The organism is Paenibacillus xylanilyticus (genome assembly GCF_009664365.1).
GTDB classification, from domain to species: domain Bacteria; phylum Bacillota; class Bacilli; order Paenibacillales; family Paenibacillaceae; genus Paenibacillus; species Paenibacillus xylanilyticus_A.
This window is the reverse complement of record NZ_CP044310.1, coordinates 6,190,187-6,217,167: the sequence shown is the minus strand read 5'-3', so window position 1 is coordinate 6,217,167 and position 26,981 is coordinate 6,190,187. Positions and strand designations below refer to the sequence as shown.

Annotated in this window: 23 protein-coding genes and 1 pseudogene; 18 read left to right on the top strand and 6 right to left on the bottom strand. The window is 49.3% G+C overall.

Annotated features, from left to right (window positions below):
• Nucleotides 1–1,185: 1,185 nt before the first annotated feature.
• Nucleotides 1,186–1,623, top strand: a pseudogene (locus tag F4V51_RS27745) (HNH endonuclease); the annotation flags it as partial.
• Between the two features lie 249 nt (nucleotides 1,624–1,872).
• Complete coding sequence (locus F4V51_RS27740) at nucleotides 1,873–2,529, top strand: TVP38/TMEM64 family protein (RefSeq protein ID WP_153980359.1); 657 nt, start codon at nucleotides 1,873–1,875, stop codon at nucleotides 2,527–2,529.
• A 129-nt stretch (nucleotides 2,530–2,658) separates the two neighbouring features.
• On the opposite strand, the gene F4V51_RS27735 is transcribed toward F4V51_RS27740, so the two are convergent.
• Entirely contained in the window at nucleotides 2,659–3,174 is a 516-nt protein-coding gene (locus F4V51_RS27735) for a cupin domain-containing protein (RefSeq protein ID WP_153980358.1), read from the bottom strand.
• A 165-nt stretch (nucleotides 3,175–3,339) separates the two neighbouring features.
• On the opposite strand from F4V51_RS27735, the gene F4V51_RS27730 reads away from it, so the two are divergent.
• Nucleotides 3,340–4,341, top strand: a complete 1,002-nt coding sequence (locus F4V51_RS27730; RefSeq protein WP_201281174.1) for an NAD-dependent epimerase/dehydratase family protein — start codon at nucleotides 3,340–3,342, stop codon at nucleotides 4,339–4,341.
• A gap of 169 nt (nucleotides 4,342–4,510) precedes the next feature.
• Here F4V51_RS27730 and F4V51_RS27725 read toward each other — a convergent pair whose 3' ends face one another.
• Nucleotides 4,511–4,684: a CsbD family protein gene (locus tag F4V51_RS27725; RefSeq protein ID WP_082704104.1), complete on the bottom strand. Its 174-nt coding sequence runs from the start codon at nucleotides 4,682–4,684 to the stop codon at nucleotides 4,511–4,513.
• A gap of 681 nt (nucleotides 4,685–5,365) precedes the next feature.
• Here F4V51_RS27725 and F4V51_RS27720 point away from each other — a divergent pair.
• The 9 genes from F4V51_RS27720 (at nucleotide 5,366) to F4V51_RS27680 (ending at nucleotide 14,504) form a co-directional block, all read left to right on the top strand.
• Nucleotides 5,366–5,812, top strand: a complete 447-nt coding sequence (locus F4V51_RS27720) for a DUF1641 domain-containing protein (RefSeq protein WP_095290826.1) — start codon at nucleotides 5,366–5,368, stop codon at nucleotides 5,810–5,812.
• Between the two features lie 23 nt (nucleotides 5,813–5,835).
• Nucleotides 5,836–7,017, top strand: coding sequence for an NAD(P)/FAD-dependent oxidoreductase (locus tag F4V51_RS27715; RefSeq protein WP_095290835.1), 1,182 nt, complete (start codon nucleotides 5,836–5,838; stop codon nucleotides 7,015–7,017).
• 319 nt (nucleotides 7,018–7,336) lie between these two features.
• Nucleotides 7,337–7,981 (top strand): SDR family oxidoreductase, encoded by a 645-nt coding sequence (locus F4V51_RS27710; RefSeq protein ID WP_153980357.1) that lies wholly within the window; start codon nucleotides 7,337–7,339, stop codon nucleotides 7,979–7,981.
• A 47-nt stretch (nucleotides 7,982–8,028) separates the two neighbouring features.
• Nucleotides 8,029–8,772: a response regulator transcription factor gene (locus F4V51_RS27705; protein ID WP_153980356.1), complete on the top strand. Its 744-nt coding sequence runs from the start codon at nucleotides 8,029–8,031 to the stop codon at nucleotides 8,770–8,772.
• Complete coding sequence (locus tag F4V51_RS27700) at nucleotides 8,769–10,157, top strand: sensor histidine kinase (RefSeq protein WP_153980355.1); 1,389 nt, start codon at nucleotides 8,769–8,771, stop codon at nucleotides 10,155–10,157. Before F4V51_RS27705 ends, F4V51_RS27700 begins: the two co-directional genes overlap by 4 nt.
• 76 nt (nucleotides 10,158–10,233) lie before the next feature.
• The gene (locus F4V51_RS27695) at nucleotides 10,234–11,022 is read left to right on the top strand and encodes a PepSY domain-containing protein (protein ID WP_162010005.1); all 789 of its coding nucleotides are present in this window, start codon (nucleotides 10,234–10,236) and stop codon (nucleotides 11,020–11,022) included.
• 150 nt (nucleotides 11,023–11,172) lie between these two features.
• On the top strand, nucleotides 11,173–11,811 hold the full coding sequence (locus tag F4V51_RS27690) for a PepSY domain-containing protein (RefSeq protein WP_153980353.1): 639 nt from the start codon (nucleotides 11,173–11,175) through the stop codon (nucleotides 11,809–11,811).
• 250 nt (nucleotides 11,812–12,061) lie between these two features.
• Nucleotides 12,062–12,847 (top strand): ABC transporter ATP-binding protein, encoded by a 786-nt coding sequence (locus tag F4V51_RS27685; protein WP_153980352.1) that lies wholly within the window; start codon nucleotides 12,062–12,064, stop codon nucleotides 12,845–12,847.
• 1 nt (nucleotide 12,848) lies between these two features.
• Nucleotides 12,849–14,504, top strand: a complete 1,656-nt coding sequence (locus F4V51_RS27680; protein ID WP_153980351.1) for a hypothetical protein — start codon at nucleotides 12,849–12,851, stop codon at nucleotides 14,502–14,504.
• A gap of 143 nt (nucleotides 14,505–14,647) precedes the next feature.
• Here the strand turns inward: F4V51_RS27680 and F4V51_RS27675 are convergent, their stop codons facing one another.
• Nucleotides 14,648–15,748, bottom strand: coding sequence for a Leu/Phe/Val dehydrogenase (locus tag F4V51_RS27675; protein WP_153980350.1), 1,101 nt, complete (start codon nucleotides 15,746–15,748; stop codon nucleotides 14,648–14,650).
• Nucleotides 15,749–16,060: 312 nt separating this feature from the next.
• Between F4V51_RS27675 and F4V51_RS27670 the strand changes: the two genes are divergently transcribed.
• The 3 genes from F4V51_RS27670 (at nucleotide 16,061) to F4V51_RS27660 (ending at nucleotide 19,745) form a co-directional block, all read left to right on the top strand.
• On the top strand, nucleotides 16,061–16,576 hold the full coding sequence (locus F4V51_RS27670; RefSeq protein WP_095290851.1) for a DUF2179 domain-containing protein: 516 nt from the start codon (nucleotides 16,061–16,063) through the stop codon (nucleotides 16,574–16,576).
• A 77-nt stretch (nucleotides 16,577–16,653) separates the two neighbouring features.
• Nucleotides 16,654–18,011, top strand: a protein-coding gene (locus F4V51_RS27665; RefSeq protein WP_153980349.1) for an IS3 family transposase whose coding sequence is annotated in 2 segments (ribosomal slippage) — nucleotides 16,654–17,107 and nucleotides 17,107–18,011 — 1,359 coding nt in all. Because the reading frame shifts where the segments join, the coding sequence is not laid out codon by codon here.
• A 306-nt stretch (nucleotides 18,012–18,317) separates the two neighbouring features.
• Nucleotides 18,318–19,745: a pectate lyase family protein gene (locus F4V51_RS27660; protein ID WP_153980348.1), complete on the top strand. Its 1,428-nt coding sequence runs from the start codon at nucleotides 18,318–18,320 to the stop codon at nucleotides 19,743–19,745.
• Between the two features lie 138 nt (nucleotides 19,746–19,883).
• Here F4V51_RS27660 and F4V51_RS27655 read toward each other — a convergent pair whose 3' ends face one another.
• From F4V51_RS27655 to F4V51_RS27645, 3 genes are all read right to left on the bottom strand, one after another.
• A complete protein-coding gene (locus F4V51_RS27655; RefSeq protein WP_153980347.1) occupies nucleotides 19,884–20,897 on the bottom strand; it encodes a substrate-binding domain-containing protein in 1,014 nt (337 codons plus the stop codon).
• A 202-nt stretch (nucleotides 20,898–21,099) separates the two neighbouring features.
• Nucleotides 21,100–22,284 (bottom strand): glycoside hydrolase family 130 protein, encoded by a 1,185-nt coding sequence (locus F4V51_RS27650; RefSeq protein WP_153980346.1) that lies wholly within the window; start codon nucleotides 22,282–22,284, stop codon nucleotides 21,100–21,102.
• 2 nt (nucleotides 22,285–22,286) lie between these two features.
• Nucleotides 22,287–23,468, bottom strand: coding sequence for an AGE family epimerase/isomerase (locus F4V51_RS27645; protein ID WP_153980345.1), 1,182 nt, complete (start codon nucleotides 23,466–23,468; stop codon nucleotides 22,287–22,289).
• Nucleotides 23,469–23,689: 221 nt separating this feature from the next.
• On the opposite strand from F4V51_RS27645, the gene F4V51_RS27640 reads away from it, so the two are divergent.
• The 3 genes from F4V51_RS27640 (at nucleotide 23,690) to F4V51_RS27630 (ending at nucleotide 26,960) form a co-directional block, all read left to right on the top strand.
• Entirely contained in the window at nucleotides 23,690–25,003 is a 1,314-nt protein-coding gene (locus tag F4V51_RS27640; protein ID WP_095290861.1) for an ABC transporter substrate-binding protein, read from the top strand.
• 233 nt (nucleotides 25,004–25,236) lie between these two features.
• Nucleotides 25,237–26,124 (top strand): carbohydrate ABC transporter permease, encoded by an 888-nt coding sequence (locus tag F4V51_RS27635; RefSeq protein ID WP_095290862.1) that lies wholly within the window; start codon nucleotides 25,237–25,239, stop codon nucleotides 26,122–26,124.
• Nucleotides 26,121–26,960, top strand: a complete 840-nt coding sequence (locus F4V51_RS27630) for a carbohydrate ABC transporter permease (protein WP_227779688.1) — start codon at nucleotides 26,121–26,123, stop codon at nucleotides 26,958–26,960. Before F4V51_RS27635 ends, F4V51_RS27630 begins: the two co-directional genes overlap by 4 nt.
• Nucleotides 26,961–26,981 lie beyond the last annotated feature (21 nt).

The window sequence follows — 26,981 nt, the reverse complement described above, 5'->3', positions numbered from 1 at the left end:
TGAATGCAATGGACAGACAACAGAGTACAGCACAGATGCCTATCCGCCACAGACACAGGGATATGAGTGTGTCCGCGAGCAGATGTGATACAATAGAAAGAAACCGGATTCATACGGAACCGAGGTGACAACATGGAGACGGGCTCAGCCCCTTTCCGGCAGGACATGACGGAACATGAAGCGCAGCAGACCAAGGTATGCATGTATTGCGGGCAACAGCGTCCGTTGTCTGAATTTCGGCGCAGAACCGGAAAGAGGGCGGGGCCCGGTGCCAGACGAGGGGCCTGTCGTCGTTGTCGTCAGCGCAGTGGACAGGCTGACGTTAGCGACAACCTGGTGCAGCAGGGACAGAGCTTGCACATGCGGATGCAAAGACCGGAGAAGATTACAAATGAATCAAGTGCTGCAGCCAATCAACGGGTGATTCAAGAGACAGCGGATGAAGGTTCTGAGAAACAGCACAGCCAAGCTGAACCTCTATCTTCCGCTTCCTCGGAGTCATCAGGTGATCGGAAGAAAAGAAGACGCAGACGAAAGTCCAAAGGGCAGCAGGCACAGCCAGGCCTTGAGCAGTCTGAACGGATCACGGAATCAAGCGCCGCAGGCCAGGCAGATCGTGATCCGAAGCTTGGTGGACGCACGATATTCAATGTGCGTGCTGAACAAGCCGCCGCGCAGCCAGCTGTGGCGGCCAGCGAGGCTTTGCTGCCGGAAGATCCGCAGGATCCGGCAGCGGGAACAGCAGCTGCGGGTCAGCAGACCGCAGCGGGGCGCAAGCGCAAGCGGCGCCGCAAACGCTCGGCGCCGCCCGGCGCTGGCACTGGACCGGACCGCATCGCGGTCAAGTCCGAGGTGCCAGCGAGCGACCGTGGCGCTGCGGCCACGGTCGACGGGCCTTTGGCGGCAGGTGCACAGCCTGCCGCTCCAGGGCTGGACCCGGGCCAGGCAGCATCTGCTGCGGCCGGGGCAGCCGATTCGGCTCCCGTGCGGCCGCAGGGTCCGCAAGGGAGCAGGGCACGGCCAATGCGCAAAGAACGTGCGCATAAGGCCGTGAGTGAAGACGGCGCCCGGGCAACAACTTCCGGACACCGTCCCCATTCCCATCTTGCCCGCAGTCGAAGTGCGGGCGCAGATGGCCGGCCGCGCCGTCAGACTCCGGCGGTTCCGGCAGCCATTGATCCGGAAGATCCGTCGTCGCTGCGTACGAACAGGCAGGGCATGGTCCGCATGCGTGGCAAGACGGATAAGGGTCGCCGCTGGCATCAGGAGATTGACATGGAGCTTGCGGTCACGCTGGTCAAGGAAAAAGCAGCAGTTGTTGTCAATCGGTACACGATTCGCCGATTATTCAGCAACAAGGATTTCAAACGGTACATCATGACCCGGGATCAGTATACCTGCTACTTCTGTGGATCATATGGTGATACGATCGATCATCTTCTGCCTCGGGCCAAAGGCGGCCATACCACTCCGCTAAACTGTGTATGTGCCTGCAATCTGTGCAACCAGTCCAAAGCGGCAATGGATGCAGACGAGTTCATGCGGTCCGGCATACCCGAATGGAATGCCGCTCATCAGGAGGAACTGAACGAACTGCAGATGCAGGAAGCGCAGCTGGAATAGATATGTTTATTTCTTCTCCTGTTAGGAGGAGGAATACCAATATAGAAAAGCACACCAAGACTTGTTGTACAGGTCAGGGTGTGCTTTTTGTTATGTTGGTCTCATCTGTGAATATTTCTTCAAATTAACAACGGTTTGATGTGGATTCGTACGTTATACTGTGAGAAGAAGATGAACCTTACCCAGATCATTCGAGCACAGGAATTGCGGTGTAAACGGATGGAGACTGAATAGATTGGAAGGATGCACATGACCCCGGTACCTCTGGACATCATGTCCTATATTACGGAAGAGAATATTCGTTACTGGCTGGAGCAGTTTCGTTCCCTGGGGCCGCTTCCGGGCATACTGCTCACCTTTATGAAGTCCTTCGTGCCACCGCTGCCGACCCTGCTGATCGTGGGGGTTAATGGGGCGGTGTACGGACTATGGGCGGGATTTTTGTACTCGTGGATCGGGATGGTGCTGGGGTGTACCCTGACCTTCTTGCTGGTCCGGGAGATTGGAAAATCGGCCTTCGTGGAACGGTGGTCCAGCAAACCGCGTGTTCAGCGGAGCATGGTGTGGATTCGGCGGAATGCCTTCAGTTATGTATTTTTGCTGAGCATTTTTCCGGTCGGTCCGTTTGTCATCATTAATGTGGCGGCAGGTATTGCCCGAATGAGACTTATGTCTTTCCTGCTCGCCGTAGGATTTGGTAAGGCCATTATGATATTCTGCGTGACCTACATTGGCTCCAATGTGGCACAATTCCTCGAACATCCTGTTAGGTGGATCGGTGTATTGCTGTTTATCGCTGTATCCTTGTGGGCCAGTCGGAAGCTGGAGAGACACTTCACCCGTTCATCGTCCGAGGAGAAACGGAACGAATCCAATCCCTCTTCAGGGAACACCATTTCTTCCTGATCAGCCGCATGCATATACGGTTCTAAGGCATTTGCTTACGCGCATAAGCTAAACAGACTGTTATCGAGGAACTGATTTTCTCGTTAACAGTCTGTTTTCTGTTTGTTTCACTCATATGCAGGCACCCTCTTATTTACCTTTATTCCATAATTCCAACAATGGTCCCTCGTTCCCGTAGACAGGATCTGTATCAGGGATGGGCACACCCTGAATCTCCTGAAGCACTTCAGGACGTTCTGCCGGATCACCTGTACGGGTATTGTAGCTCGTGCCGCCAGGGTAAGCACCTGCTATACGAAAATCAGAGCTGGCTTCCAGACGCTTATGTCCTGTCCCTGCAGGAAGTACAACAATATCTCCCGTTTGCAGATAAACTCTTTGTCCCCGTTCCCCGCCCAGAATCAGCTGAACGAAACCGCTAACCACGGCTAGTGCTTCATGGGCATTGCTATGGAAATGATGATAGTCAAACACACCATTAATCCAGCTGTTTCCCCAGTGATTGCTGTTGAGCAGCGACTCTGCTCGGGAAGGGTCTTTTGCCCATACGCCCTTATACAGCAATACTGGCAAGTTTGGGTTGTTGGGAATCACGCCATCGTCTTTGAAGTAAAAGGTCTCTATATTATCTCTGGATTCATTCATGATCATCACCTCACTGTTTATTACCCTCATTAGCTGTCTGTTCTGCGGAAAGAAAAATAAAAAATGAATGGAAAATGATACAAAACGTATCAATTTAAGGTTATACTCAATACATACGCTCGCCTCAAGAGCCTGCCTGAGTAAAATCCAAGGAGGAATGGTTTGGTGAACATTGTCATTACAGGGGCTTCCGGATTTGTGGGATTCAATCTTTCTCATTATTTGGCGCAAAAAGGCCACCGTATTACCCTGATCGACCGGGATGACTATTGTCAGAGACTTGTTCACAGCTCCCCGCTGCATGAGATGACCTTCACTTGTTGTGACCTCGCTTCAGACCGCTTCAGCTTACCCCAGGAAACCGATTATATTATTCACCTGGCAGCTATGCCGCATGTGGATTATTCCTACCATCACCCAGGAGAAGTGTTTCGTAACAACACACTAAGCACGCAGGCCATTTTGCAATATGCAGCCAATCATCGTATTCCGGTTGTGCTGGCCTCCTCGGTAGAGGTCTATGGAGGCGAGTTTGGCAGAGTGTATTCCGAATCAGACGTATATGCTCCAGTGTCACCCTATTCGGCATCCAAAGTAGCCTGTGAGACGCTTGCTCATTCCTATGCCCAATGCTACAACCTCCCCGTCAAAATCTTCCGCTTAACCAACCTCTACGGTCCATGGCAGCTGCCAGACCGAATTATTCCCCGTAATTTCGGCCGGATGATGGATGGCTTGCGGCTGGATATTCAAGGATCGGCTGTACGCGATTTTCTGTATATCGATGATGCACTAAAAGCCATTGAACAGATTATGCTGCATGGACAAGATCGGCATACGTATAACATCTCGACAGGACAAGGCACAACGATGCAGGAGATCGGTGAGCTGCTGCAATCACTGCAGCGCTCCACAGGAGATGTCGAGATTCGGGATCAGGAACCGACCCAGTCCAGAGGCTCCAGTTTGGTCGTTTATTCGGGCAAGTTAAGAGAAGAACTGGGATGGAAACCGCAGTTTACCTTGGAACAGGGTCTGGAAAAGACCTACCGTTGGTATCAGGAGCATCCGGATTGGGTGCGACAATTCAGCAGACAGTATCAAACATCGAGAGGAAGTCATGAGTTTATCGTGGATATGGCTAGATATGTGGCCCCAGCGATTTGATACAACGTATTACAATCAAAAAAAGCCAGGGAAGGGTGATTGGAATAACACCTTCCTTGGCTTTTTTCTGCCCCGTAGATACAGACATGTTCATGCTGCATGTCTACGGGCCGACATCATCACGTATATAGTGCACGACTTCATCGTGCGAAGCATATGAGACCTGATCCTAGTGGCGATCTTTTACATCGGCAATTTTATCTTGAACCGCGCCTTTCGCCTTGTCCTTTTTACCCTCAGCCTGAAGGGATCTGTTGTTTGTTGCGTTACCGATCTGATCCTTCACTTCGCCTTTGGCTTTATTCACGCCTGCTTTGATTTTATCGCTAGTTGAATTACTCATATCGAACATCTCCTTCATTTCTGGTGTAGTCCTTATTAACCGGGTTCCTGTAATTTTAAACGTTGTCTGTCAGAAGAAGCTGTCGTAAGGGCCTGAAATAAGGTCAAGATTCTCATCGGGAAGAATTGAGCGAATAGGGAATAAGCCAGCATGACAAGCTGCATAATAACGATAGTGACCAAATTCGTTGCATGGAATTCATGATTTTGGAAAACACTTCCTAAAAATAAGACTGAAAAAATCCTCTATATGTACTTTTTCGCACATATGGACGTATGTGATCTTGTCTTAATACCACATGTGGTAGGAATGCAGATCTGGAGCAGAACGATAAGCGGTTACATTCCGACCGCGAAGCTTGACAAAAAAATCGGATTTGTTACAATGTTCACAATATCTTCACAAGTGTAAAAAATTTCTTTTTCATGTTCATGTGTAAGAGGTGTAATATAAGGGTATAGAGTTCGGTTTCGGCCTGCTTGTCGTTTTGCGTCAACACATGTTGTCCGCAATAGACCCAATACAATACATGATCCGAGAGCGGCCCATGGGCTTCGCTCTTTCTATTGTGTGAAATTTGGTACATTTCAATGTATCCCTTGTATTCGTGGTTCGGCTCTGCTTGACAGGCATCATGAAAGTCGCGGACTTCTATCCCAAAGTAAAGGAGGACTTTCTCTTATGTCACAATCGCCTACTCAACAAGAGGTGCCAGTTACAGAAGGTGCCAACGTTTCCGAGCGCCAGTCCTTGGACGTGCTCGATCAACTGATGAAGCCTGAGGTACAGGAGTCTCTGACCGTTCTGGTTGAAAACCTGCCTAAACTGGCTGAAATGGTTACTGCCATGACCAAAGCTTATGACTTTGCACAAAGCGTAGCTACAGACAAAGTTCTGATCAGCGACACAATGAGCGCTATGGGTGAATTCGCTAAACCAGTTGTAGACAAAGCCAAAGGTGTGGCTTCCGCTGCAATCGAAGCAAGTGATCGTGCGCAAGCAGAGCAAACTTCGGTTGGTCTGTTCGCTATGCTCAAAATGCTTAAAGATCCAAACGTACAACAAACGCTGCGTTTTGCTCAATCATTCCTGAGCATTCTGAACGAGCGTCAACAACAGCAACGTTAAGATTAGAAGAACGGAGGATGGATATGTCGAAGCAAATTTTGATCTTGGGCGGAGGTTACGGTGGTCTTTTGACTGCGCTGACTGCGCGTCAATACCTGACACCGGAAGAAGCGACAATTACAGTCGTGAACCGTTACCCTACGCACCAAATTATTACGGAACTGCACCGTCTTGCAGCAGGAAGCATTGCTGAAAAGGCAGTTGCTCTTCCGCTTGAAAAATTGCTGCGTGGTAAAAACGTGAACTTGAAAATCGATACGGTGGATACAATCAAGCCGGACGAGAAAAAAGTTCTGATGACCAGCGGCTCTACTTACTCTTATGATGCACTCGTCGTTGCCCTGGGTAGCGAAACGGCATTCTTCGGAATTCCGGGATTGCAGGAGTACAGCTTCACGCTGAAATCCGTTAGCGATGCTAACCGCATTCGTGCACATGTTGAAGCACGTCTGGATGCTTACAAACAATCCGGCAACAAAGCAGACGCAACGTTTGTTATTGGTGGCGGCGGTTTGACTGGTATCGAGCTTGTCGGCGAATTCGCTGACCTGCTGCCAGGCGTATGCCAAGAAAAAGGTATCGATTTCAACGATATCTCCCTGTATACCGTTGAAGCAGGTCCATCCATTCTTGCAGGATTCCCGCCAGAATTGGTTGACCGTGCAAAATCCAGTCTCGAGAAACGTGGCGTTAACTTCATCGTTGGCGTAGCGATCACAGAGATGAAAGAAAACGAAGTATTGCTGAAAGACGGCAGCTCCATCCCTACGAACACACTCGTATGGACAGGTGGCGTACAAGGTAATGCAGTTGTTGCTAACAGTGGAATTGAAGTGGATCGCGGCCGTGCTAAAGTTACGGAAGTTCTGCAATCCACATCCCACAAAGATGTGTTCGTTGCTGGTGACAGCGCAGTGGTCTTCCCTAGCGAAGGCGCTCGCCCTTATCCTCCAACTGCACAACTGGCTTGGCAAATGGGTGAAACCATTGGTCACAACCTGAGCGTAATGTTCAAAGGTGGCGCAATGGAATCCTTCACACCAGTATTCTCCGGTACACTGGGAAGTCTGGGTCGTAAGGATGCTGTCGGCATGATCGGTGGCAACCAGACTCGTCTGAAAGGTCTGCCAGCAACCATGATGAAAGAAGCAAGTAACATCCGTTACCTGTCTCACATCCACGGATTGTTCGCACTGGCTTACTAATTTAGTAGCCATCCATAAAAGGGTGCCCCTTGGGGCACCCTTTTTGCGCTGCTTCAGCCAAGGTTAAACGCTAAGGACTAAGGAGCAAGTGAGGTAAAAAGGCTGCAGAACTGGATGAGCTGGGCCAGGTATAGACAGTACAGGGTGTATGGTATATTAAGATGTATATGAAGCATTTTTTATGCGCTGACATGCGCTAAACGGATGGGATCACAGCGGCCGGCGCTTAGAAGCGCCGGCTTTCGTTTAAATTAAAGACAAGTCCAGAGAAGGATAAAGCTACACGGGGTTACCCGTTTAACCGAGAGGAGCATGACATATGAATGTATTGGTTATTGGAGCAAACGGACAGATCGGCAAGATGCTTGTGGAACAGCTCGCCCAGGAAGGCAAGCATCAGGTAACGGCAATGATTCGCAAACCGGAACAGGCAGATGCGTTGAAACAGCTGGGTGCAAATGTAGTCATGGGTGATCTGGAGGGCAGTGTGAATGATCTGGCTGAAGTGATGAAGGATCATGATGCCGTCGTCTTCACGGCAGGGTCCGGTGGTTCTACAGGTGCAGACAAGACACTCCTTATTGATCTCGACGGGGCTGTAAAAACAATGGAAGCCGCGCTGCAGCAGGGCATTTCCAGATACATTCTGGTCAGTGCTTTTGGTGCAGATCAGCGGGAGAAATGGTCGGATGCCATTAAACCATATTATGTGGCGAAGCATTATGCCGATCGCGCGCTGTTTGCGAGCGAGCTGAATTATACGATTATTCGTCCTGGTGGCTTGAAAAATGAACCAGGAACAGGCAAAATCGCCGTAGGAACAGACTTGAAACCAGGAAGTATACCGCGTGAGGATGTAGCTCGTGTTATCGCAGCATCCCTGCAGGAAGAGAAGACATATCGAATGGCGTTTGACCTGATTGCCGGGGACGACCTCGTGGAGGATGCATTGGGCAAACTGTAGAGTTCTATTGTAAGATATCGTGAGAATGGAACGAGGGGGAACTCGGTATGAATGAAGCCGTGCTGGTGATTGAAGATGAACCCAAAATCGCACGCCTGCTTGAACTTGAATTACAGTATGAGGGGTATCAGGTGGGTAAGGCAGGGAGCGGTACGGAAGGATTGGAAATGTATCATGGTGGCCAGTGGGATCTGATTCTGTTGGATATTATGCTGCCAGGCCTGAGCGGAATTGAGGTGTTGCGGCGAATTCGTGCCAGAGATGCCTTGGTGCCCATCCTGATGCTAACAGCGAAGGATTCAGTTGAGGACAAGGTGTCGGGACTTGATCTCGGCGCCAACGATTACATTACTAAACCTTTCCGAATCGAAGAACTGCTAGCCAGAGTACGGGCAGCGCTCCGGCTGAGTGCCGCAGCCGCTTCTTCATCCGGGGTAATACGACATGCCAATCAAGACACAACAAGCCATATGAGTGAAGAAGATACAGGCTGGCTTACTGCCGCTGGTTTGAAGTTGAATGAGGGTACAAGGGAGGTATCCCGGGATGGAATACCGATCGATCTTACTCCACGTGAGTTCGATCTTCTCGTGTATCTGCTGCAGAATCAGCGTCAGGTATTGAGTCGTGATCAGATTGTACAGGCCGTTTGGGGTTACGATTATTATGGAGATACCAATGTGGTGGATGTGTATATCCGTTATGTGCGCAAAAAGGTAGATAACGGATTCACTCCGCCGTTAATACATACTGTTCGTGGTGTTGGATACGTTCTGAAGGAGCAATCATGAGTCTGCGGAGTAAAATCTATGGATACTCCTCCGTATTGTTTGCGGTACTGCTCATCGCTGTAAACCTGTCCGTGTATATCGTATTTGAACGGATTACCATGTCTAATGAGATCAAGCGTGTCGAAGCTGAGGCCGGGTCGATCGTAACAGGAGTGCGTGATTCTGCTGAATCCATTCCACCGGACGATCTGCTGCGTGCCTATGCGCCGGTGGAAGGAATGCTCCGCATTGTCAATGAGGATGGTACCAGTTCCGATCCAGTAACGACAGCGACAGAGCCCCAACTGAACGAGATGCTAAGCAAGCTGCCGTATAAGTACGAGAGTCAAAAGAAATCGGAGTATACCCGGGTTGGAGAGATGGAGTATGTCTGGGTGTCTGTGCCGGTAATCTGGCCTGATGGTGAAGTGGTGAATGTACAAGTCATCGAAAGTGTTGCAGATACCGAGAATGGCCTGTCCGTGCTGCGTACGGTTCTGGTCGTGGTAACGATTATTGCATTGATCCCTGCGATTATCTCCAGCCGAATTCTGGCGAACCGGATGACAAGGCCGATTCAGCAGATGACCCGTACCATGAGTGATATCCAGTCAAGCGGACAGTTTAAGCGGCTTCCGCTGGCTGCCCAATCGAAGGATGAACTGAGTACCATGGGCCAGACATTCAACCGCATGATGGATTTGCTGGAATCCAACTTCGAGCGGCAGGAGCGTTTCGTTTCGGATGCCTCGCATGAGCTTAAAACACCGCTGACCATTATTGAGAGTTATGCGAGTCTGCTGCAGCGACGGGGCAAGGAACGACCTGAGGTGTTCGATGAGGCGGTTGAAGCCATACTGTCCGAATCCGTCCGCATGCGGGAGATGACCGAACAGCTGCTCCTGCTGGCCAAGCAGCCAGAGCAATGGAACATACAGCTGGAAAGGCTTGATATCACACGTTTGGCTCAGGAATCCACCCGAGCCTTCCGGGAAGCCTATCACCGGGAAGTTGATTGTGATGATCCGGGCAGTATCTGGGTGATCAGTGATGAGAGTAAGCTGAAGCAGATGCTGTTTATTCTGCTGGACAATGCCCGCAAGTATAGCGAAGATGCCATTGAAGTCAGACTGGAATCCAACGGACAGGAATGCCGGATATGCATCGTTGATTCGGGGATTGGAATGCGGGAGGAAGAGCTAACCAAAGTATTTGATCGCTTCTACCGTGTGGACCCGGCAAGAACCCGCAGCGGCGGAGCAAGTGGATCGGGCTTGGGATTGTCACTCGCGAAGGACATCGCAGGGGCTATAGGGGCACGTGTTGAACTGAAGAGCGCCGAAGGTGTAGGCACCGAGGCTTCAATTATTTTGCCAGTATCCGTTCAGACGAACCTGTTCTCATGAAATTCTCATTCTTCTCTTGTATACTGATGCCAAGAATGTCACGGGAGCAGATGCACGTATGAAAGGGGGAGGCAGATTGGAAAAGTCACAGGTACCACCGGAAATGAAACGGGAACAGCAGAAGACGACCGGGAGGTCAAAGCGACCGATATGGTGGGGAGCAGGGATTGTGGCTGTGCTGCTTGTCGCAATCGTGGGCTGGTGGCAGCCATGGCAATCCAGCCGTGTGATGCTGAGTGCGGATGCAGCGGCTCAGGCCGTATTGGAACAATACCCTGGAGAAATTGTGAATTCCACGTTGAAGGACGGTACGTATATCATGCAGCTTCGATCCGAAACAGGGCTATATGATGTACAGCTGGATGCAGTAACTGCTACAGTCAATGCCATCAAGCGGCTGGAATCCAATCCTCAGGCTGAAGAAAAAACACTGCTCAGCCGGGAGCAGATCAAGACGGAGTTACGAAAGCAAACCGATGAGCAGCTGGTGTCACTGGAACTGGTGGAACAGCAGGGAAGTCCGGTTTATCTGGCGGTATTGAAAATGAAGGATAATCGCCGTGAGCAGTGGACAGTTGATCCATATAACGGGGAGAAGCAATCTTCCCAGACGCTGGATGCTCCAGCTTCGGAACCGGGAAACGAGAATGATGCTCCGCAGTTTCTTAGTGAGAAGGAAGCTGAGCAAAAGGCACTTGCCAGAGTTCCAGGGGAAGTGGATGACACGGAGCTCCGTGGAACGAATAGTGGGAATCCCTATTACCTGGTCGAGATTGATCTGGAGGACGGCAGGGAAGCTATCGTGCAGGTGAACGCGATATCCGGAGCGATCCGGTCCGTGACTTGGGATGAAGAAGAAGATTAAGTTAAAACTCAACTATAGAGATGCAATAATACTGTGAATGTTAGTCTCATTTTCTCATCAAATTCTAATCTGACTCTCGCTGATCTCTCATACGCACAGGTTATTCTATAACTGTAGACGAGAACGAGAATAACAACGAGGAGATGAAACATGATGATGAACAAACACAAACTATGGATTGGCAGCATTTCGGCAGCGGTACTTCTTGGAGGATCGGCGGTAGCGGCGAGCAGCAGTGTAAACGGACAGTCGGTACAAACCACGCCATCATCGACTTCGCAGTTGGTCTCACAGGATCAGAGCAGTACGGGCAAATTGCTGACTGGAGCGCAAGCCAAAGCAGCAGCGTTAAAAGTGGCTGAGGGTAAAGTGGACGACATCGATCTGGAGCGCAGAAACGGCCAAACGTTCTACGAAGTTGAAATCGACCGCAAAGGAAGCAATGACGTTGTGGTACGACTGGATGCCTACACAGGCAAGATCCTGGCGGTTGTGGATGATGAAGACTATGACTACGATGATGATTATAATTACAATGGCTCTGCCACAAGTACTTCTTCCAACCAGTCTGCTGCAAAACAGGTTAAACTGACCGAAGCACAAGCCTCTGCGATTGCCCTGAAGCAGGTGACAGGTGGAAAAGTAACCGAAATTGAGCTCAATCATGATGACGGACGTTATGTCTATGAGATCGAGATCAGAACCGCGGATGGGGAAGCAGATGTTGATGTGGATGCCAATACAGGTAAAGTGCTGTCCTTAGACCAGGACTTTGACGACGAGGATTAATGAAGGAACGTTAAGACAACGATGAAAATAAATACAGGTTAGCATGCTCATACACCTAGAGAGAATACCTCTTGAAAGCTGCATGCTCACGGGAAAGGACGCTTCATATGAAGCGTCTTTTTTGGCTTTCTTCTCATACCATTTTGAAGGTCTGTTTTTAGACATGGTGCTCATCCGGATCACAACATCCTAAACTGTGGTAAACTAGTAGAATTATAGAAATAGATAGAGACAGGAGCTGGATAACGAAGTGAACGAAGAACAAGTACTTTCCATTGAAGGCTTGCGGATGCGTTATAACGGACGTTATGTCCTGAACGGAATTGATCTTGAGGTGAAGCGGGGAGAGATGATCGGGTACATCGGTCCCAATGGAGCCGGCAAAAGCACCACGGTCAAAATCCTGCTGGGACTGGTTGAAGGATATGTGGGCAAGGTCTGCATCTTTGGCAAGGATATCGCAGATGGCGATACGGAATATAAACGGAGAATCGGTTATGTCCCCGAAGTTGCAGAGCTGTATGAACAACTGACGCCAGCAGAATACCTGACCTTCATTGGAGAGCTGTATGGCTTGTCTTATGAGGATGCCGATTACAAGGCGAAGCAGCTGATGGATTGCTTTGGACTCGAAAAATCCTATCATTCCCGCATTGCCTCGTTCTCGAAAGGGATGCGCCAGAAGGTGCTGCTCATCTCAGCATTGCTGCATGATCCGGATCTGTTGTTTTTGGATGAACCGCTCAGTGGACTCGATGCCAACAGCGTGATGGTGGTCAAGGAGATATTGTCACAGCTGTCGGCCAAAGGGACAACCATCTTCTATTCCTCACACATCATGGATGTGGTCGAGAAGATCAGCAGCAGGATCATTCTCATTGCGGAAGGAAGAGTGATGGCAGATGGGACATTCAGGCAGCTGCAGCAGCAGTCCATGGAAGGCACGCTTGAAGAGGTGTTTAACCAACTGACAGGCTTTAATGAGCATAAGGCGATAGCTGAACGCTTTGTATCAATTGTACAGGAGGTGTATTGATATGGCGGAAGCCTCCGAATTCCGTACGCTGAAGATCCTGGATCATTTTCGCCATATCATTACGAAGACGGGCGCCGATTATGATGTACTTCGGCTTATATTGAAAGTGAAATTTCAGATTGATCAGCGGAGGGTACCGACTGTATTGTCTTCGAGGAGCGGTAATAAGGAGCAGAAGGAAGGCAACCTGTACCTTCGGTCCCTCTGGTTATACGGATTGATGGGTTTGCTTCTGGTGCCATTTGTCGTCTGGGACACGGGTCATTATATGCTCCAGATGGGTCTGGTCACCGCTGTGCTGATGTTTATCATTATGACATCGATGATCTCGGACTTTTCCTCTGTGCTGCTGGATATCCGGGATCGGAATATCATTATGACCAAGCCGGTGAATGCCCGTACGGTTAGCATGGCCCGGGCTATTCATGCCGGAGTGTATTTGCTGCTGCTGACAGGTTCCCTGACAGCCGTACCACTGGTTGCAGGCTTAATCACACATGGCATCGGATTCTTCCTGTTATTCATCGCGGAGCTCATTCTGATCAATATGTTCATTCTGGTCACCACCTCTCTAGTTTACCTGTTCATGATGAAGTTTCTGGATGGAGAGAAGCTGAAAGACATGATCAATATGGTACAGATTTTGTTATCCGTTGGCATCGCTGTTGGATATCAGCTGGTGGCAAGGTCATTCAGTATCATCGATTTTGACATGGTCTTCACACCAGCCTGGTGGCAGCTCTTACTTCCTCCCGTGTGGTATGCAGCTGTATATGAATGGCTGTTCGGTGGTGGTGGGGATGTATGGCTGTATACCTTCAGCGCACTGGCTGTTGTTGTTCCAATGATCAGTTTGGTTATCTATGTGAAGCTGATGCCTTCCTTTGAACTGTATTTGGAGAAAATGGCCCATTCCGGATCCACCTCGGGGCGAAGAAAAGGGTTATGGGATCGAACGGTTGCCAGAGCGTTCTGCCGTTCCGGAGAGGAGCAGGCGTGCTTCCGGCTGTCAGCAAGCATGATGCGGAATGAGCGGGAATTCAAGCTGAAAGTATATCCATCCATTGGATTATCCTTTGTCCTGCCTTATGTATTCTGGTTCACCCAGCTGCAGTCCTCGACGTGGGCGGAGCTTAGAGAGGGCTCGTTCTTTTATACGCTGTACATCATGCTGATTCTTGTGGTTTCGGTGATTATCATGCTGAAATATTCAGGCCAATACAAGGCTTTCTGGACCTTCCGGGCTGCACCGATTGCGAATGAAAATGTGCTCTATATGGGTGCACTGAAGGCATTTATGTGCAATATGTTCTTGCCTGTTTTTCTCCTGAATGCCATTGTGTTCGCCTGGACATTCGGGCTGCGGATTCTGCCTGATCTGGCGGTGATCCTGCTGGTGGGTACGGCGCTGATCCCGTTAACAAGCAAACTGTTATTGCGCAAGCCGCCGTTCTCCCTGTCCTTTAGTATTGCCCAGCAAAGTGATGGCTGGTTCGTATTCGCGGCTTTTCCGGTGATTGCCTTGCTATGGGGAATCCATGTTTTCTTTCGTACTCTGCCAGGAGGCATTTGGATCTTCGGTGGACTTCTGATTGTGGCCAATGTGCTGCTCTGGACCATGTTATACCGGGTTAAGCGGGTGCATGTTCAGGTTTGAAGGGAGTGGGGAGCAGGCAAGGAACAGGCAAGGAACAAAATGCGCGATAGTAAACCATAAGAACGAAGGCCAACCCGTTCATCTGAACCAGGTTGGCCTTTTGCCCTTTGAAGATCATTCGGTCAAGAAAGAGGAAGGGGAATTCATGGCTGAGCAAGTCGGGCCTCAGCCATCTGGTCTGCTGCATCAGCTGTGGAGATGCTCGCTGCCGCAGCTAGTTGGTAGACCTGGGTGAGTGTATCCGCGATTTCCGCCACCCGCTGGCGGATCTGGTCCGGCCCCTCACCCTCCAGCTCGTAGGCGGTGCTGATGATGCCGCCTGCGTTAAGCACATAGTCAGGCGCGTACAGAATGCCCCGCGCCTGCATGCGGCGAACAACCGGCACCCGCTCGCTGAGCTGGTTGTTCGCCGCCCCGGCAACGATGGAGCAGCGCAGCTCCTCCACCGTTGCCGGGGTCAACACGCCCCCCAGTGCACAGGGGGCGAACACCTTGCAGTCAGCGGCGTGAATATGGGCCGGATCGGCCGGGGTAGCGCCGCTGAACTGCACAAGGGTACGTTGTACACGTTCCGGTACAACGTCTGCCACCATGAGCCGTGCCCCGGCTGCATGCAGGTGACGGCACAGGGCATGCCCGACCTTGCCCAGTCCCTGGACAGCAATGGGAATGCCCTGAAGAGTAGTGACCCCCTGATGCTGCAGCGAGGTCACAATGCCTGTATACACCCCGTAGGCAGTCATCTCGGCGGTGAAATCATTTTGTGCCCCCAGGGACCCGGTCGTATCCGTCACATGGGTGGTTTCCAATCGGATCTGGTCCATGTCCGTTGCCGTCGTTCCCAGGTCAAGGCCTGTAACATAGCGTCCATTCAGCCGTTCGAGGAAGCGTCCCAGCGAGCGGAAGATATGCGCACGTTGAGAGACAGCTGGGTTCAGGCTGTTACTACCAGACGGCTCCATGCCCGATACTTGCTCTGCCGCCGGCATCTCCCAGACGACGGCTTTTCCGCCGCCATACGGCAGGTTGGAAACGGCATTTTTGTAAGTCATGCCTTTGGCCAGCTTGATTGCATCACGAACAGCATCTTTCTCCGAAGCATACGACCAGCAGCGGCAGCCTCCCAGTGCCGGTCCAAGGACGGTGCTGTGGATGGCAATGACAGCCCGCAGTCCGCTGTGCGGATCATGACAAAACACGAGTTCTTCGAGGCCTTCGCGCTCCATTTCCTGCCATAGCAGCATGGCCCTTCCCCCTTATGTCACCTTGTACCCATCAAGTCGTCTGAGCGTTTGCTCTCCGTTCACTGCTCTTCATTCTATTCACCGAAACCTGGTTTCGCCCCTGGGTCTTCAGCCGGGTTGATAATCGGGACAAACGGTTCTATAATGGCAATTCCAGCGTGGCATTCGACAGGAAAGCCCGAGATTTGCTTTTAACCGTTTAAAAAGCTCGCATAATGTCCAATGATGGAGATATGGAAAAACGTACAGGAAACGGACCGCAGCCCGGATCGTGGGCCAGCCGTTGTGCATGCCAGGAAAGAGGGATTGTCGTTGCTTAAAATATTGTTGTTTATCTTTTTGATCCAAATCGTGTATGTCTCGGCGTATACGCTTCGGATGATTCTGACACTCAAAGGACAGAAATATATCGCAGCCCTCATCAGCATGGGTGAGATCGTCATTTATGTACTGGGGCTGAATTTGGTCTTGAAGTACCTGACCCAACCGTCTGCATTGATCGTATATGCCGTAGGCTATGGCCTGGGTGTGTTGCTCGGAGCCTGGATTGAAGAAAAGATTGCGCTCGGTTATGTTACGGTTAAAGTGATCTGTAATCAGATGGGCGGGAATGTAGCCAATGCGCTGCGAGATAGAGGTTATGGGGTTACGGCCTGGGTAGGCAGTGGACGTGACGGAGATCGTTTGGTCATGGAGATTCTGGCGAAACGGAAAAATCAGAAATTGCTGTACCAGACCATTCTGGAACTGGACCCGAAGGCATTCGTAATCACCGTAGAACCGAAGCAGTTCCATGGCGGATTTTGGACACGCTCGATCAAAAAATAGGATAAGACAGGCATGCCGCGCTGTGAACTGCACCCCAATTGTTAGACATTATCAACAATTGGAGGTGCAGTTTTTCTATGGCTAAATTTACAAACGAACAAAAAATGGATGCAGTTATTAGATATCAAAGCAAATCGGAAAGTGTAAGGGAAATTGCTAATTCACTTGGGGCGAATCAAGAAGTTGTACGGATGTGGATTAAACAAGCTGAGTATCACGGGTTAGCCGCCTTTAAAAAGTCCTATACTTCCTACACTATGCAGTTTAAGATGGACGTACTTAATAATATGAACGAAATGGGGATATCTCCTAACGAAGCTGCAGTCATCTTTAATATTTCCTCTCCAGCATTAATTCGAACGTGGAGGATAAAGCTTAATACGGTAGGGTTAGATGCGCTCATTTCGAAGAAAAAGGGGCGTCCATCCTTGAAGAAAAAATCCAGTAAACCAACAAAGCCAACACGAACTGAAGACTCTACAGAAGCCCTTCAAGCAGAAATCCAACGTCTACGTATGGAGAATGAATACTTAAAAAAGTTAAATGCCTTAGTTCAAAGCAAAGAAAAATCACCAAGAAAGGCAAAGTAAAGGTCATCTATGAATTAAGGCAGAAGTACCCAGTGAAGGCGCTTGTAGCATTCGCACAAATCCCACGTAGCACGTATTACAATGTAGTAAAGAAGTTGGATCAACTAGATCCAGATCTGGACTTAAAAGTGGAGATTCAAGCAATCTATGATGAACATGAAGGTCGTTATGGCTATCGACGCATTTGTGATGAACTAGCGAATCGCCAGCAAAAAGTGAATCATAAAAGGGTCCAGCGCATTATGAAAGAGTTAGGTTTAAAGTGCTTAGTACGCATGAAAAAATATAAATCGTACAAAGGTACGATAGGTAAAATCGCATCAAACATTTTAAATAGAAACTTCACATCGGAAGTACCTAATGCAAAATGGGTCACCGATATTACTGAGTTTAAATTATTTGGTGAGAAGCTTTATTTATCGCCTGTACTAGATTTATTTAATGGGGAAATTATTACGTATACCATTGGCTCAAGGCCAACGTATTCCCTTGTTTCAGAGATGTTAGATCAAGCTTTAGAACGTTTGCCAGAGGACCATCAGCTACTGATGCATTCTGATCAAGGCTGGCACTATCAAATGAAGCCCTATCGTACAAAGCTTGAATCTAGAGGAATTGTACAAAGTATGTCTCGTAAAGGTAATTGTTACGACAATTCAGTGATGGAAAATTTCTTCGGGATAATGAAATCAGAATTCCTCTATCTGAAGGAATTTGAAAGCTTAGAGTATTTCAAAAAAGAACTTAAAAAATATATCGAATACTACAACACGAAACGAATGAAAGCAAAATTTAAAATGAGCCCGGTAGAATACCGAACTCATTTTAATCAAGCTGCCTACTGAAATAACCGTGTCTAACTTTTAGGGGTCACTTCAGCTGCAGGCCTGTTTTTTTGTGAGCAGTTTCGGTTTCATTGCTTTTCCTTATCCCTGAAGAACTTCCTTAGAAGTTAATTTCGTATGATTGGTGGTTGCCTAGAGTACACTCCTCGCAGCACCCATGCAGCTCCGACAACGATTATCAAGAACCTAAAATAGGGATTATTGTTGTAATCGATTTCAGGATGTACATTGTGGACATGTCCTTCATGACATGCACTGGCAGGGTTGGACGGACATGCTTACTATAATTCAGGGAGGAATCGTTCTATGAAAAGCAGGATTCGAACATGGTGCAGTGCCGCACTGGCTCTTACATTGGGGCTGACCCTACTGTCTGGCCCAACAAGTGTACAGGCAGCAGGAAACGCAGATTACAATCTTACAGGTTTCTCCCAGGGGAACACGGGCGGGGGTTCCATCAGCGAATCGGATACGTCCAGGTATAAAAAGGTCTATAATGCAGCGGATCTGGCTGCAGCGTTGAAAAAGAACTCCGGTGTCAAAGTCGTCGAGATCATGAACGACCTGAATCTGGGGTGGAACGAAATTCCGAGCGCCGCCCAGACATCCCCTTTTGCGAAGCATAATGATGCACTGACTCACCCCGTACTGAAGCAGACGGGCGTAAGCAAGCTGACGATTGACAGCTTCAATGGACTGACCATTTTCTCCGCTAACGGGGCCAAGATCAAACATGCAGCCATCAGCGTCAAACGCAGCTCCAATGTTATCATTCGTAACCTTGAATTTGACGAGTTATGGGAATGGGATGAAGCAACCAAGGGCGATTATGATAAAAACGACTGGGATTATATCACCCTTGAAGAGAACAGTAATGTATGGATTGACCACTGCACATTCAATAAAGCCTACGACGGACTTGTGGATTCGAAAAAGGGAACCGGCGGTGTGACCATTTCCTGGTCTCTGTTCAAAGGGGATGACGGCAGCGCAAACAGCTGGGTTACCCAGCAGATCAATGAGCTGGAAGCGAACAAAGCATCCTATCCGATGTACAACTATCTGCGCAGCAGCGCGGTAGGGCTCAGCAAAGCTGATATCATTGCCATTTCGTCCCCTCAGAAAAAGGGACATTTGGTTGGCTCAACGAGCTTCGAATCAGCTAACGCCAATCTGTCCATGACCCTGCACCATAACTTGTACAAGGACATTCAGGATCGCATGCCGCGCCTGCGTGGAGGGAATGCACATGCCTATAATATCGTAATGGATGCGACAGGAGCGCGTGCAGCTAAATCCAAAATTACGTCGGCGATGGCTGCTGCAATCTCGTCCAAAGGCTATCATTTTGATATCATCAGCAACGGGGCCATCTCTACAGAGAGCGGGGCGGTGCTGGTGGAGAAATCGGTGATCCAGGACGTACAGTTCCCGGTTCGGAATAATCAGACGGATCCGGCCGATGCTGCGTATACAGGCAAAATTCGGGTGACGGACACGATGTATTCCCTGGATGGAAGCTCATTCCGCGGCAGCAGTGATACTTCAGGCAGTCCGCTCAGCCCGGTACCGGCTGCAGTGAAGAGCTTCTCCTGGAACGGATTTTCGTCCCTTCCTTACAGTTACACCACGGATGATCCGGCGACGCTGAATGCCCGACTGACGGGATCAAGTGGAGCGGGTGCAGGCAAATTAACCTGGTCCAAAGACAACTGGCTGAAGACGAGCTACTAGATAACCTAATGCAGCAGGTTATGATTGACTGAGCGGTGGGGGGATGTGAACCCGCTCCACCGCATTTTTTATAAACAAAGAGTGCTCCTGCAGCCACCATGGCCGGGAGCACTCTTTTTAAGCAACAGAAGTCCTGAGTTAAACCAATTCATCATCCTGAGAGGCAGGTGCAGCACTCACGGAATCACGATAAATGATGTTGCCCTTCACATGTACGCGTCCGAAGCTGCGGCTTGGGTTATCAATCTTTTTGAGCATGGATTGAACCGCCGTGCGCGCCATCTGTTCCACATCGACTTCAACCGTAGTTAGTTGGGGGTCGGAGAGAGTGGCATAGATATCGTTATCGAAACCAACCACGGAGCATTGTGCGGGCACCTGTATCCCCAAGGAGGTCAGTTTCTGAACGAGTAAATGAGCGACCTGATCACAGTTGCATACAAAAGCCGTCGGCAGCTGCTCGGGCAGATCGATCTCAATGAACGTACCCCGCTCATCCCTGTCGTTAAGCACAAGCTCCTGATTCATCGGCAAGCGATGCTCCAGCAATGATTTGTAATATCCCAGGAATCGATCCTGAATGCTGCTTGTAGAATATAGATTCCCGACATAAGCAATACGTCGGTGTCCCTGCTGGACCAGAACGTTGGTCAGCTCGTAAGCAGCGTAAAAGTTATCGGTAACGACAGAATCGATATCCGCATGCTCGTCGTAGAAATCAAGAAACATTTTGGGAACGTCCATCGACTGCACCAGCTCGATATACTCTTTGCTGATCTGCCCAAGCACAATGAAACCATCCACTTTGCTGTCGCTGTATAGTTTGGGCAGTGTTAAATCCTCTTCGTCCTGACCATTCAAGATGTGCAGAATACCATAGTATCCTTGGTCCTCCAAATGCTTGGTGATGCGCTGGAATACGCGTACGTAGAACGATTGGGTAGGTCCGGTAAAACGCTCCGGGATAATAACGCCTATATTATGAGTCAAGCCTTCCTTCATCGAGCGGGCTGCAGCATTATACCGATAGCCCATCTGAACGGCAAGCACTTTGATTTTTTCCTTCAATTCGCCACTGACGCCATCTTTATCATTTAATGCTTTCGAGACCGTCACACTGCTAACTCCGAGCTTATCGGCGATATCCCGCATGGTGATATTGTTCTTCAGCTTTGGTCGCCTCCTTCAAGCCGGTTTACATACAATGTGCTGTCATTATGATTAGCGCTTACTTAAACATAATAACCACCCATATCAGTATACATCGTTACCCACATGGAATAAAGAAATTCTGGCAGGATCTGCGCTAATTTTTCAGCATCTTGCGTTTTTGGGTTGAAGGTTGGTCTTCATATTAAACCGATTGTTTTTGCAAAAGTTCCAAGTTCCGTTCGATCAGATCACCACGCTGGCTGGCACAATCCAGGGAACGGTACGGATCGGCCGGGGTGTTGAAGGTGTAATCAACCAGTTTATCCAGCGTCGTTGTCGCCACATGACAGCGGGTATCGCTGGATGCGTAATAAATGAAGACTTTACCCTGTTCATTAACCACCGCACCGTTGCAAAAAATAACATTGGATACATCGCCTACACGCTCGTCGTCATAAGGTGCAATGAAATGCCCGCCCGGCTTGGCGATGATTCGTGCCGGATCATTCAGATCCGTGGCGAATGTGTACAGTACATAACGCAGACCCGCAGCCGTGTTGCGTACCCCGTGCGCAATGTGAATCCAGCCGCGATCTGTCTTGAGCGGGGCAGGTCCCTGGCCGTTTTTAACTTCGTATACCGTATGATATTTGCGCTCGTCGATGATGGTTTCCTTGGCAATAACCGGATTCAGAATATCATCACACAGCCCAAAGGCGATTCCGCCGCCGCTGCCGGTGGAGATGAATCCGTCCTGTGGGCGAGTGTAAAATGCATATTTGCCATCGACAAACTCCGGGTGCAGAACCACATTCCGCTGTTGTGGTGAGCTTGTCGTAATGTTGGGCAGTCGCTCCCAGCTAACCAGATCGCGTGTGCGCACAAGACCTGCCTGTGCCACCGCGCTGGACGTATCAAATGCCGGAGCTTCGGGGTCTTTGCGCTCAGAGCAGTAGATGCCGTAGATCCAGCCATCTTCATGCTGAACGAGTCGCATATCATATTGGTTGGTCTCTTCTGCATCGATGTCTTCCCACACTAATGGCTTACCCGTGAAGCGGAATCCGTCGATGCCGTTGTCGCTCTCAGCGAGAGCAAAGATCGATTTGCGGTCCAATCCCTCGGTTCGGATGACCATCACGTATTTGCCATTGAAGTAGATGGCTCCCGGATTAAGTGTAGCGTTACTGCCCAAGCGCTCCATGAAATGGGGGTTGGTCGTTTCGTCCAGATCGAATCTCCAGTGGAGCGGCACGTGATGGCGAGTAATCACCGGATAACGATACCGATCATATACACCGTTGTAGAATGCAGGATCAATCTCATTTTGGCGTGTAAGCAGCTGCTCCTGCTGCTCCAGTAACTCCTTGTACTTTGGGTGTATCATCGTTATCCCATCCTCTCGATTAGTTCAATACAAAACCTGCTATTGTGATACGGGCATTTCCATGGTCCGGCAATTTCACTCTGATCCGGAACGCCGTCTCCGTCTACCGACCAGTACCATTCCCCGCCAGCACGACGATCGATAATATGTTCCTTCGTATATGCCCACAAGCGGTTCACTCTCTCCAGAAACATAGGGTCGCCAGTACGCTGATAGGCGTTATAGAAGCCGACCATCGCCTCTGCCTGCACCCACCATATCCGTTTCTCATCCACATGAGTTCCCTCTTGTTCGTTCATCAGAGAGCCGTCGGCCTGTACAGCCACATTGGAGATGTTATAGGCAATATCCGTCACCATCGCAGAGTACTCCGGGTGTTGATCCAGCCCCAGCACTCTCAACGCGTCGTCAATTAGCCAGCTGGCTTCAATGTCATGCCCGAAGGATTGCAGATCGATAATGGGTTCCCATGCCTTGTTGAAAAATACCCCGAGAAACTTCGTGTTCTTGTCATACACCCGTTCATACAAGATGCCGAGCAGGCGTTCTAGCGCCGCTCTCACCTGCTGATCCGGCCATACTCGGTAGAGGGTGGTATAGGCCTCCAGCACATGGATATGTGTATTCATCGTGTAATCCGCCATCACGCCGTTCTCACTCAGCATTTCATTCGGCTGTTCATTCCAGAAGCGGTCGAATTGTTCCTTATACGCAGGTAATTCTGCATTGAGGCCTTTATCCTCAATCAGAGCAAAAAGCGTTTTAGCAAGTTCCAAAGCAGAGGCATCCCCAGTAGCACGGTAGTACTCGCTCAGTGAATACACCCCGAAGGATTGCGTATACACATGTTTACTCGTATCGAGTGGAGCTCCCTCGGCATCCACCATCCAATACATGCCGCCAAATTCCGTATCAAGGACATGGTCCGCCAGAAAACGGTAGGCGTGTTCTGCGTGATCAAGCCAGATTTCATTTCCGGTTACCCGGTAAGCTGCTGCAAAAGACCACAGCTGTCGTGCCGTGGCGATTCCACCTTTGGGAGCGAGAGAGTCGACCTGAAGATCATTGGCAACCCAACCATAGAATCCGCCGTGGGTATGGTCCTTGAGGGCAGACCAGAATGGCAAAATATGTCCTTCCCAGTGTTCTTTTATTTCAGTCCGGATGTCACTACTGTTCGTCATAAGTAAGCGCCCCTTCGAATTACAGGATCAAGTTTAGTTAAGTTATCGGTAACTTTATTTAATAATATTAGATTCGGATATAGACGTTGTCAATCAATCGTTTGAGAAAAACTTTTGTTAAGTAATAAATAATTTAATTGACAGGTAAGCGTTACCATAATAAAATCCAATTTGTAACCTTAACGATAACTTAAATTAACTTAGCAAAGGGGTCGAATCGATTGAAGAAAAACAAAGGCTGGATGCTTCTGCTTACCATGCTGCTCATTACTTCACTACTCGCAGCTTGCTCTTCCGGAGGTGAATCTTCACAGGCAGGGGAGGAAATCAGCACAGATCCTGCGGATATCAAGGGTGAGATTACCGTTTTGACGCAGCGTACGGATATTGTGGATACCGTGTTCAAGGATTACGCAGCAGCATTTAACAAGGAGTATCCGGATGTCAAAGTAAACTTCCAGTCACTGGCCGATTACGAGGGCCAAGTGAAAATCCGGATGAGTACCAAAGACTACGGTGACGTGCTGATGATTCCGACCAGCGTACCTATTGCCGATATCCCGGACTTTTTTGAACCGCTGGGCACGTATGACGAGTTGAAAGACAAGTACACAGGGATTGAAGAACGTATGGTCGATGGCCAGGTGTATGGTATCCCTACCGTCATCACGTTCTCTGGAATTATCTATAACAAGCAGGTATTCAAGGATGCCGGCATTACAGAAGTGCCCAAGACGCCTGAGCAGTTCCAGGCAGCTCTCCAACTTGTGAAAGACAATACAGATGCAATTCCTCTGTACACCAACTATGCGTCCGGTTGGGCTTTGACGCAGTGGGAGTCCGATCTGGCGACGGTTGCAGGCAGTGTGGACTACGTTAACATTGATCAGCCGAACACGGATGAGAACTTTGTGGCCGGCAAGCCGCATTATGAACTGTACAAAGTGCTGTACGATGCTGCCAAGAATGGCCTGATCGAGAAGGATCCAACCACAACCGATTGGGAAAGCTCCAAGGCTGACCTTGCGAACGGCAAAATTGCAACGATGGCACTTGGATCATGGGCGATTACGCAAATCCAGGGCTTGACGGATACACCGGATAATATCGGATTCTTGCCATTCCCTACAAATGCAAGTGAGGTCGTCGTTCCGCTCGCCGCAGACTATAACATCGGCATGAACGTGAACAGCGAGAACAAGCCTGCTGCGAAAGCATGGATCGACTGGTTCCTCGCGAAATCCAACTATGCAGTTGAGCAAGGCGGAGGCATGAGCGCAGACAAAAATGCGGAGCTGCCACCCATTTTGGATCAATACAAGGACGTTACATTCTCCACATTAACCCCTGCCAAAGAAGGACAGGAGGGCTTGGTTGATAAAATCGACAATGAAGGCGAGATCGGCCTCTGGCAGCCGGACTTCAAGAAACGCATTATCGAAGCAGCCATCGGTAACCGCAGCGAATCGTATGACGACATCATGAAGGATCTGAATGACAAATGGGTGAAAGCGCGGGCAGAACTCACGAAGTAAGCAGTTTACAGCAGATGCATCGTTGTCACTGCAATACGTACGTCTGACCACCGTTGACATACAGCGAGGCATCGCACACGGACTGAAGGAAGAAGGGATTCCCTTTTTCATCAAGGCATTTTGCATCTGTTTAACGGATGTGAAATGCCATCTTCAGTAGTGGATATATCAGCGTAATTGGGCGGGAGTCTTTCGATATAAAAGCGGCAGAACCGCTTGGAGGTGTGGAGAGCATGAAATACTTAAAGATTTCGAATTGGGGTTATTCAGCGCAGCGCATATTTATCATCTGTGCCTTCTCAATTATTCCGTTGGCACTGCTGTTCACGTTTGCTTATTTACCTGTCATTAACATGTTTAAATACAGCTTCACCGATTGGAACGGATACAGCAAAAGATTCGACTATGTTGGGTTTGAGAACTACACGCGGATCTTCAGTGACCCTGAATATTTCAAAGTGTTTATTGTCAGTCTCTACTATTTTGCTGCCACGTTCATACAGATGGGTCTGGCCCTATACTTTGCAACCATCCTGAGTTTCAAAATTCGAGGCAAAAACTTTTTCAAAGGGATATTGTTCTTCCCCTATCTGCTGAATGGCGTAGCCATCGGATTTATCTTCCTCTTTTTCTTCAAACCGGACGGTACCCTCGATACTCTCATGCAGGCGGTTGGACTTGGGCAGTATACACAGCTCTGGCTGGGGAATCCGAACATTATTAACGTGTCACTTGCAGGCGCATCCGTATGGAGATACATGGGCTTCAACTTCATCATCTTCCTCGGTGCGATCTCTTCCATTCAAAAGGATGTCTATGAAGCTTCGGATATTGACGGGGCCAATCGCTGGCAGCAGTTCCGCCATATCATCCTGCCGAGTATTACGCGTATCCTGCAGCTCAACCTGATCTTGGCGATTAGCGGCGCAATCAGTGCGTTCGATATTCCATACATTATGACCGACGGCTCCAACGGAAGTGAGACCTTTGTCATCCAGACTGTCCACTTGGCATTTAAGTACGGCAAACTGGGCTTGGCATCGGCAATGGCCGTTGTGCTGCTGTTCATCGTCATTCTCGTTACGCTCGTTCAGCGTGTGACCATGAAAGGGGAGGAATGAACGTGCATCAACTTAAATACACCCTTGCGAGCCTATTCAAATATGCCTCACTTATTCTTGCCGCGTTCATTGCGCTTGTACCCATCGTTGTGGTGCTGTTTGCATCGCTTAAGACCAACGCCGAATATGCAACGAGCAGTCCGCTTGCCCCACCAGCCAACTGGCTGAACTTTGCGAACTATACCAAGGCTTTTGTGGACGGCAACATGCTGGTCGGTTTCAAAAATACGATTATTATCCTGATCATATCCATCGTGGGTGCGACTTTAACGGGCTCCATGATCGCTTACGTGCTGGATCGTTTCAAGTTTAAAGGTAAAAAAATCATGGTTGCCGCGTTCCTGCTCGCTACCCTGATACCCAGTGTTACGACACAGGTCGCCACATTCCAGATTATTAACGCCCTGGATCTGTTCAACACCCGCTGGGCAGCCATTGTGATGTATCTGGGGACAGATATCATTGCCGTGTATATTTTCCTCCAGTTCCTGGGTTCCATCTCCAATGCACTCGATGAATCCGCCATGCTGGATGGGGCCTCCTACTTCACAATCTACTGGAAAATTATTTTGCCCTTGCTGAAACCGGCGATTGTTACGGTCATCATCGTAAAAGGGGTCAACATCTATAACGATTTCTACACACCGTTTCTATACATGCCAAAGACCGATTTGCAGGTCATATCTACTGCCTTGTTCAAATTCAAGGGGCCATTCGGTTCCCAGTGGGAGGTTATCAGCGCAGGCATTATGATTGCCATTATTCCAACGATGATCATCTTCCTGCTGTTACAGAAGTACATCTACAACGGCTTCGCCCAAGGCTCTGTGAAATAAAATGCGAAGGTTGCACGAAAT

Bases quoted from the DNA above. Each gene is read 5' to 3' on its own strand.
- F4V51_RS27740 (WP_153980359.1), top strand. From the start codon at position 1,873: ATGACCCCGGTACCTCTGGACATCATGTCCTATATTACGGAAGAGAAT.
- F4V51_RS27735 (WP_153980358.1), bottom strand. From the start codon at position 3,174: ATGAATGAATCCAGAGATAATATAGAGACCTTTTACTTCAAAGACGAT.
- F4V51_RS27725 (WP_082704104.1), bottom strand. From the start codon at position 4,684: ATGAGTAATTCAACTAGCGATAAAATCAAAGCAGGCGTGAATAAAGCC.
- F4V51_RS27720 (WP_095290826.1), top strand. From the start codon at position 5,366: ATGTCACAATCGCCTACTCAACAAGAGGTGCCAGTTACAGAAGGTGCC.
- F4V51_RS27715 (WP_095290835.1), top strand. From the start codon at position 5,836: ATGTCGAAGCAAATTTTGATCTTGGGCGGAGGTTACGGTGGTCTTTTG.
- F4V51_RS27710 (WP_153980357.1), top strand. From the start codon at position 7,337: ATGAATGTATTGGTTATTGGAGCAAACGGACAGATCGGCAAGATGCTT.
- F4V51_RS27705 (WP_153980356.1), top strand. From the start codon at position 8,029: ATGAATGAAGCCGTGCTGGTGATTGAAGATGAACCCAAAATCGCACGC.
- F4V51_RS27700 (WP_153980355.1), top strand. From the start codon at position 8,769: ATGAGTCTGCGGAGTAAAATCTATGGATACTCCTCCGTATTGTTTGCG.
- F4V51_RS27690 (WP_153980353.1), top strand. From the start codon at position 11,173: ATGATGATGAACAAACACAAACTATGGATTGGCAGCATTTCGGCAGCG.
- F4V51_RS27680 (WP_153980351.1), top strand. From the start codon at position 12,849: ATGGCGGAAGCCTCCGAATTCCGTACGCTGAAGATCCTGGATCATTTT.
- F4V51_RS27675 (WP_153980350.1), bottom strand. From the start codon at position 15,748: ATGCTGCTATGGCAGGAAATGGAGCGCGAAGGCCTCGAAGAACTCGTG.
- F4V51_RS27660 (WP_153980348.1), top strand. From the start codon at position 18,318: ATGAAAAGCAGGATTCGAACATGGTGCAGTGCCGCACTGGCTCTTACA.
- F4V51_RS27655 (WP_153980347.1), bottom strand. From the start codon at position 20,897: ATGCGGGATATCGCCGATAAGCTCGGAGTTAGCAGTGTGACGGTCTCG.
- F4V51_RS27650 (WP_153980346.1), bottom strand. From the start codon at position 22,284: ATGATACACCCAAAGTACAAGGAGTTACTGGAGCAGCAGGAGCAGCTG.
- F4V51_RS27645 (WP_153980345.1), bottom strand. From the start codon at position 23,468: ATGACGAACAGTAGTGACATCCGGACTGAAATAAAAGAACACTGGGAA.
- F4V51_RS27635 (WP_095290862.1), top strand. From the start codon at position 25,237: ATGAAATACTTAAAGATTTCGAATTGGGGTTATTCAGCGCAGCGCATA.
- F4V51_RS27630 (WP_227779688.1), top strand. From the start codon at position 26,121: ATGAACGTGCATCAACTTAAATACACCCTTGCGAGCCTATTCAAATAT.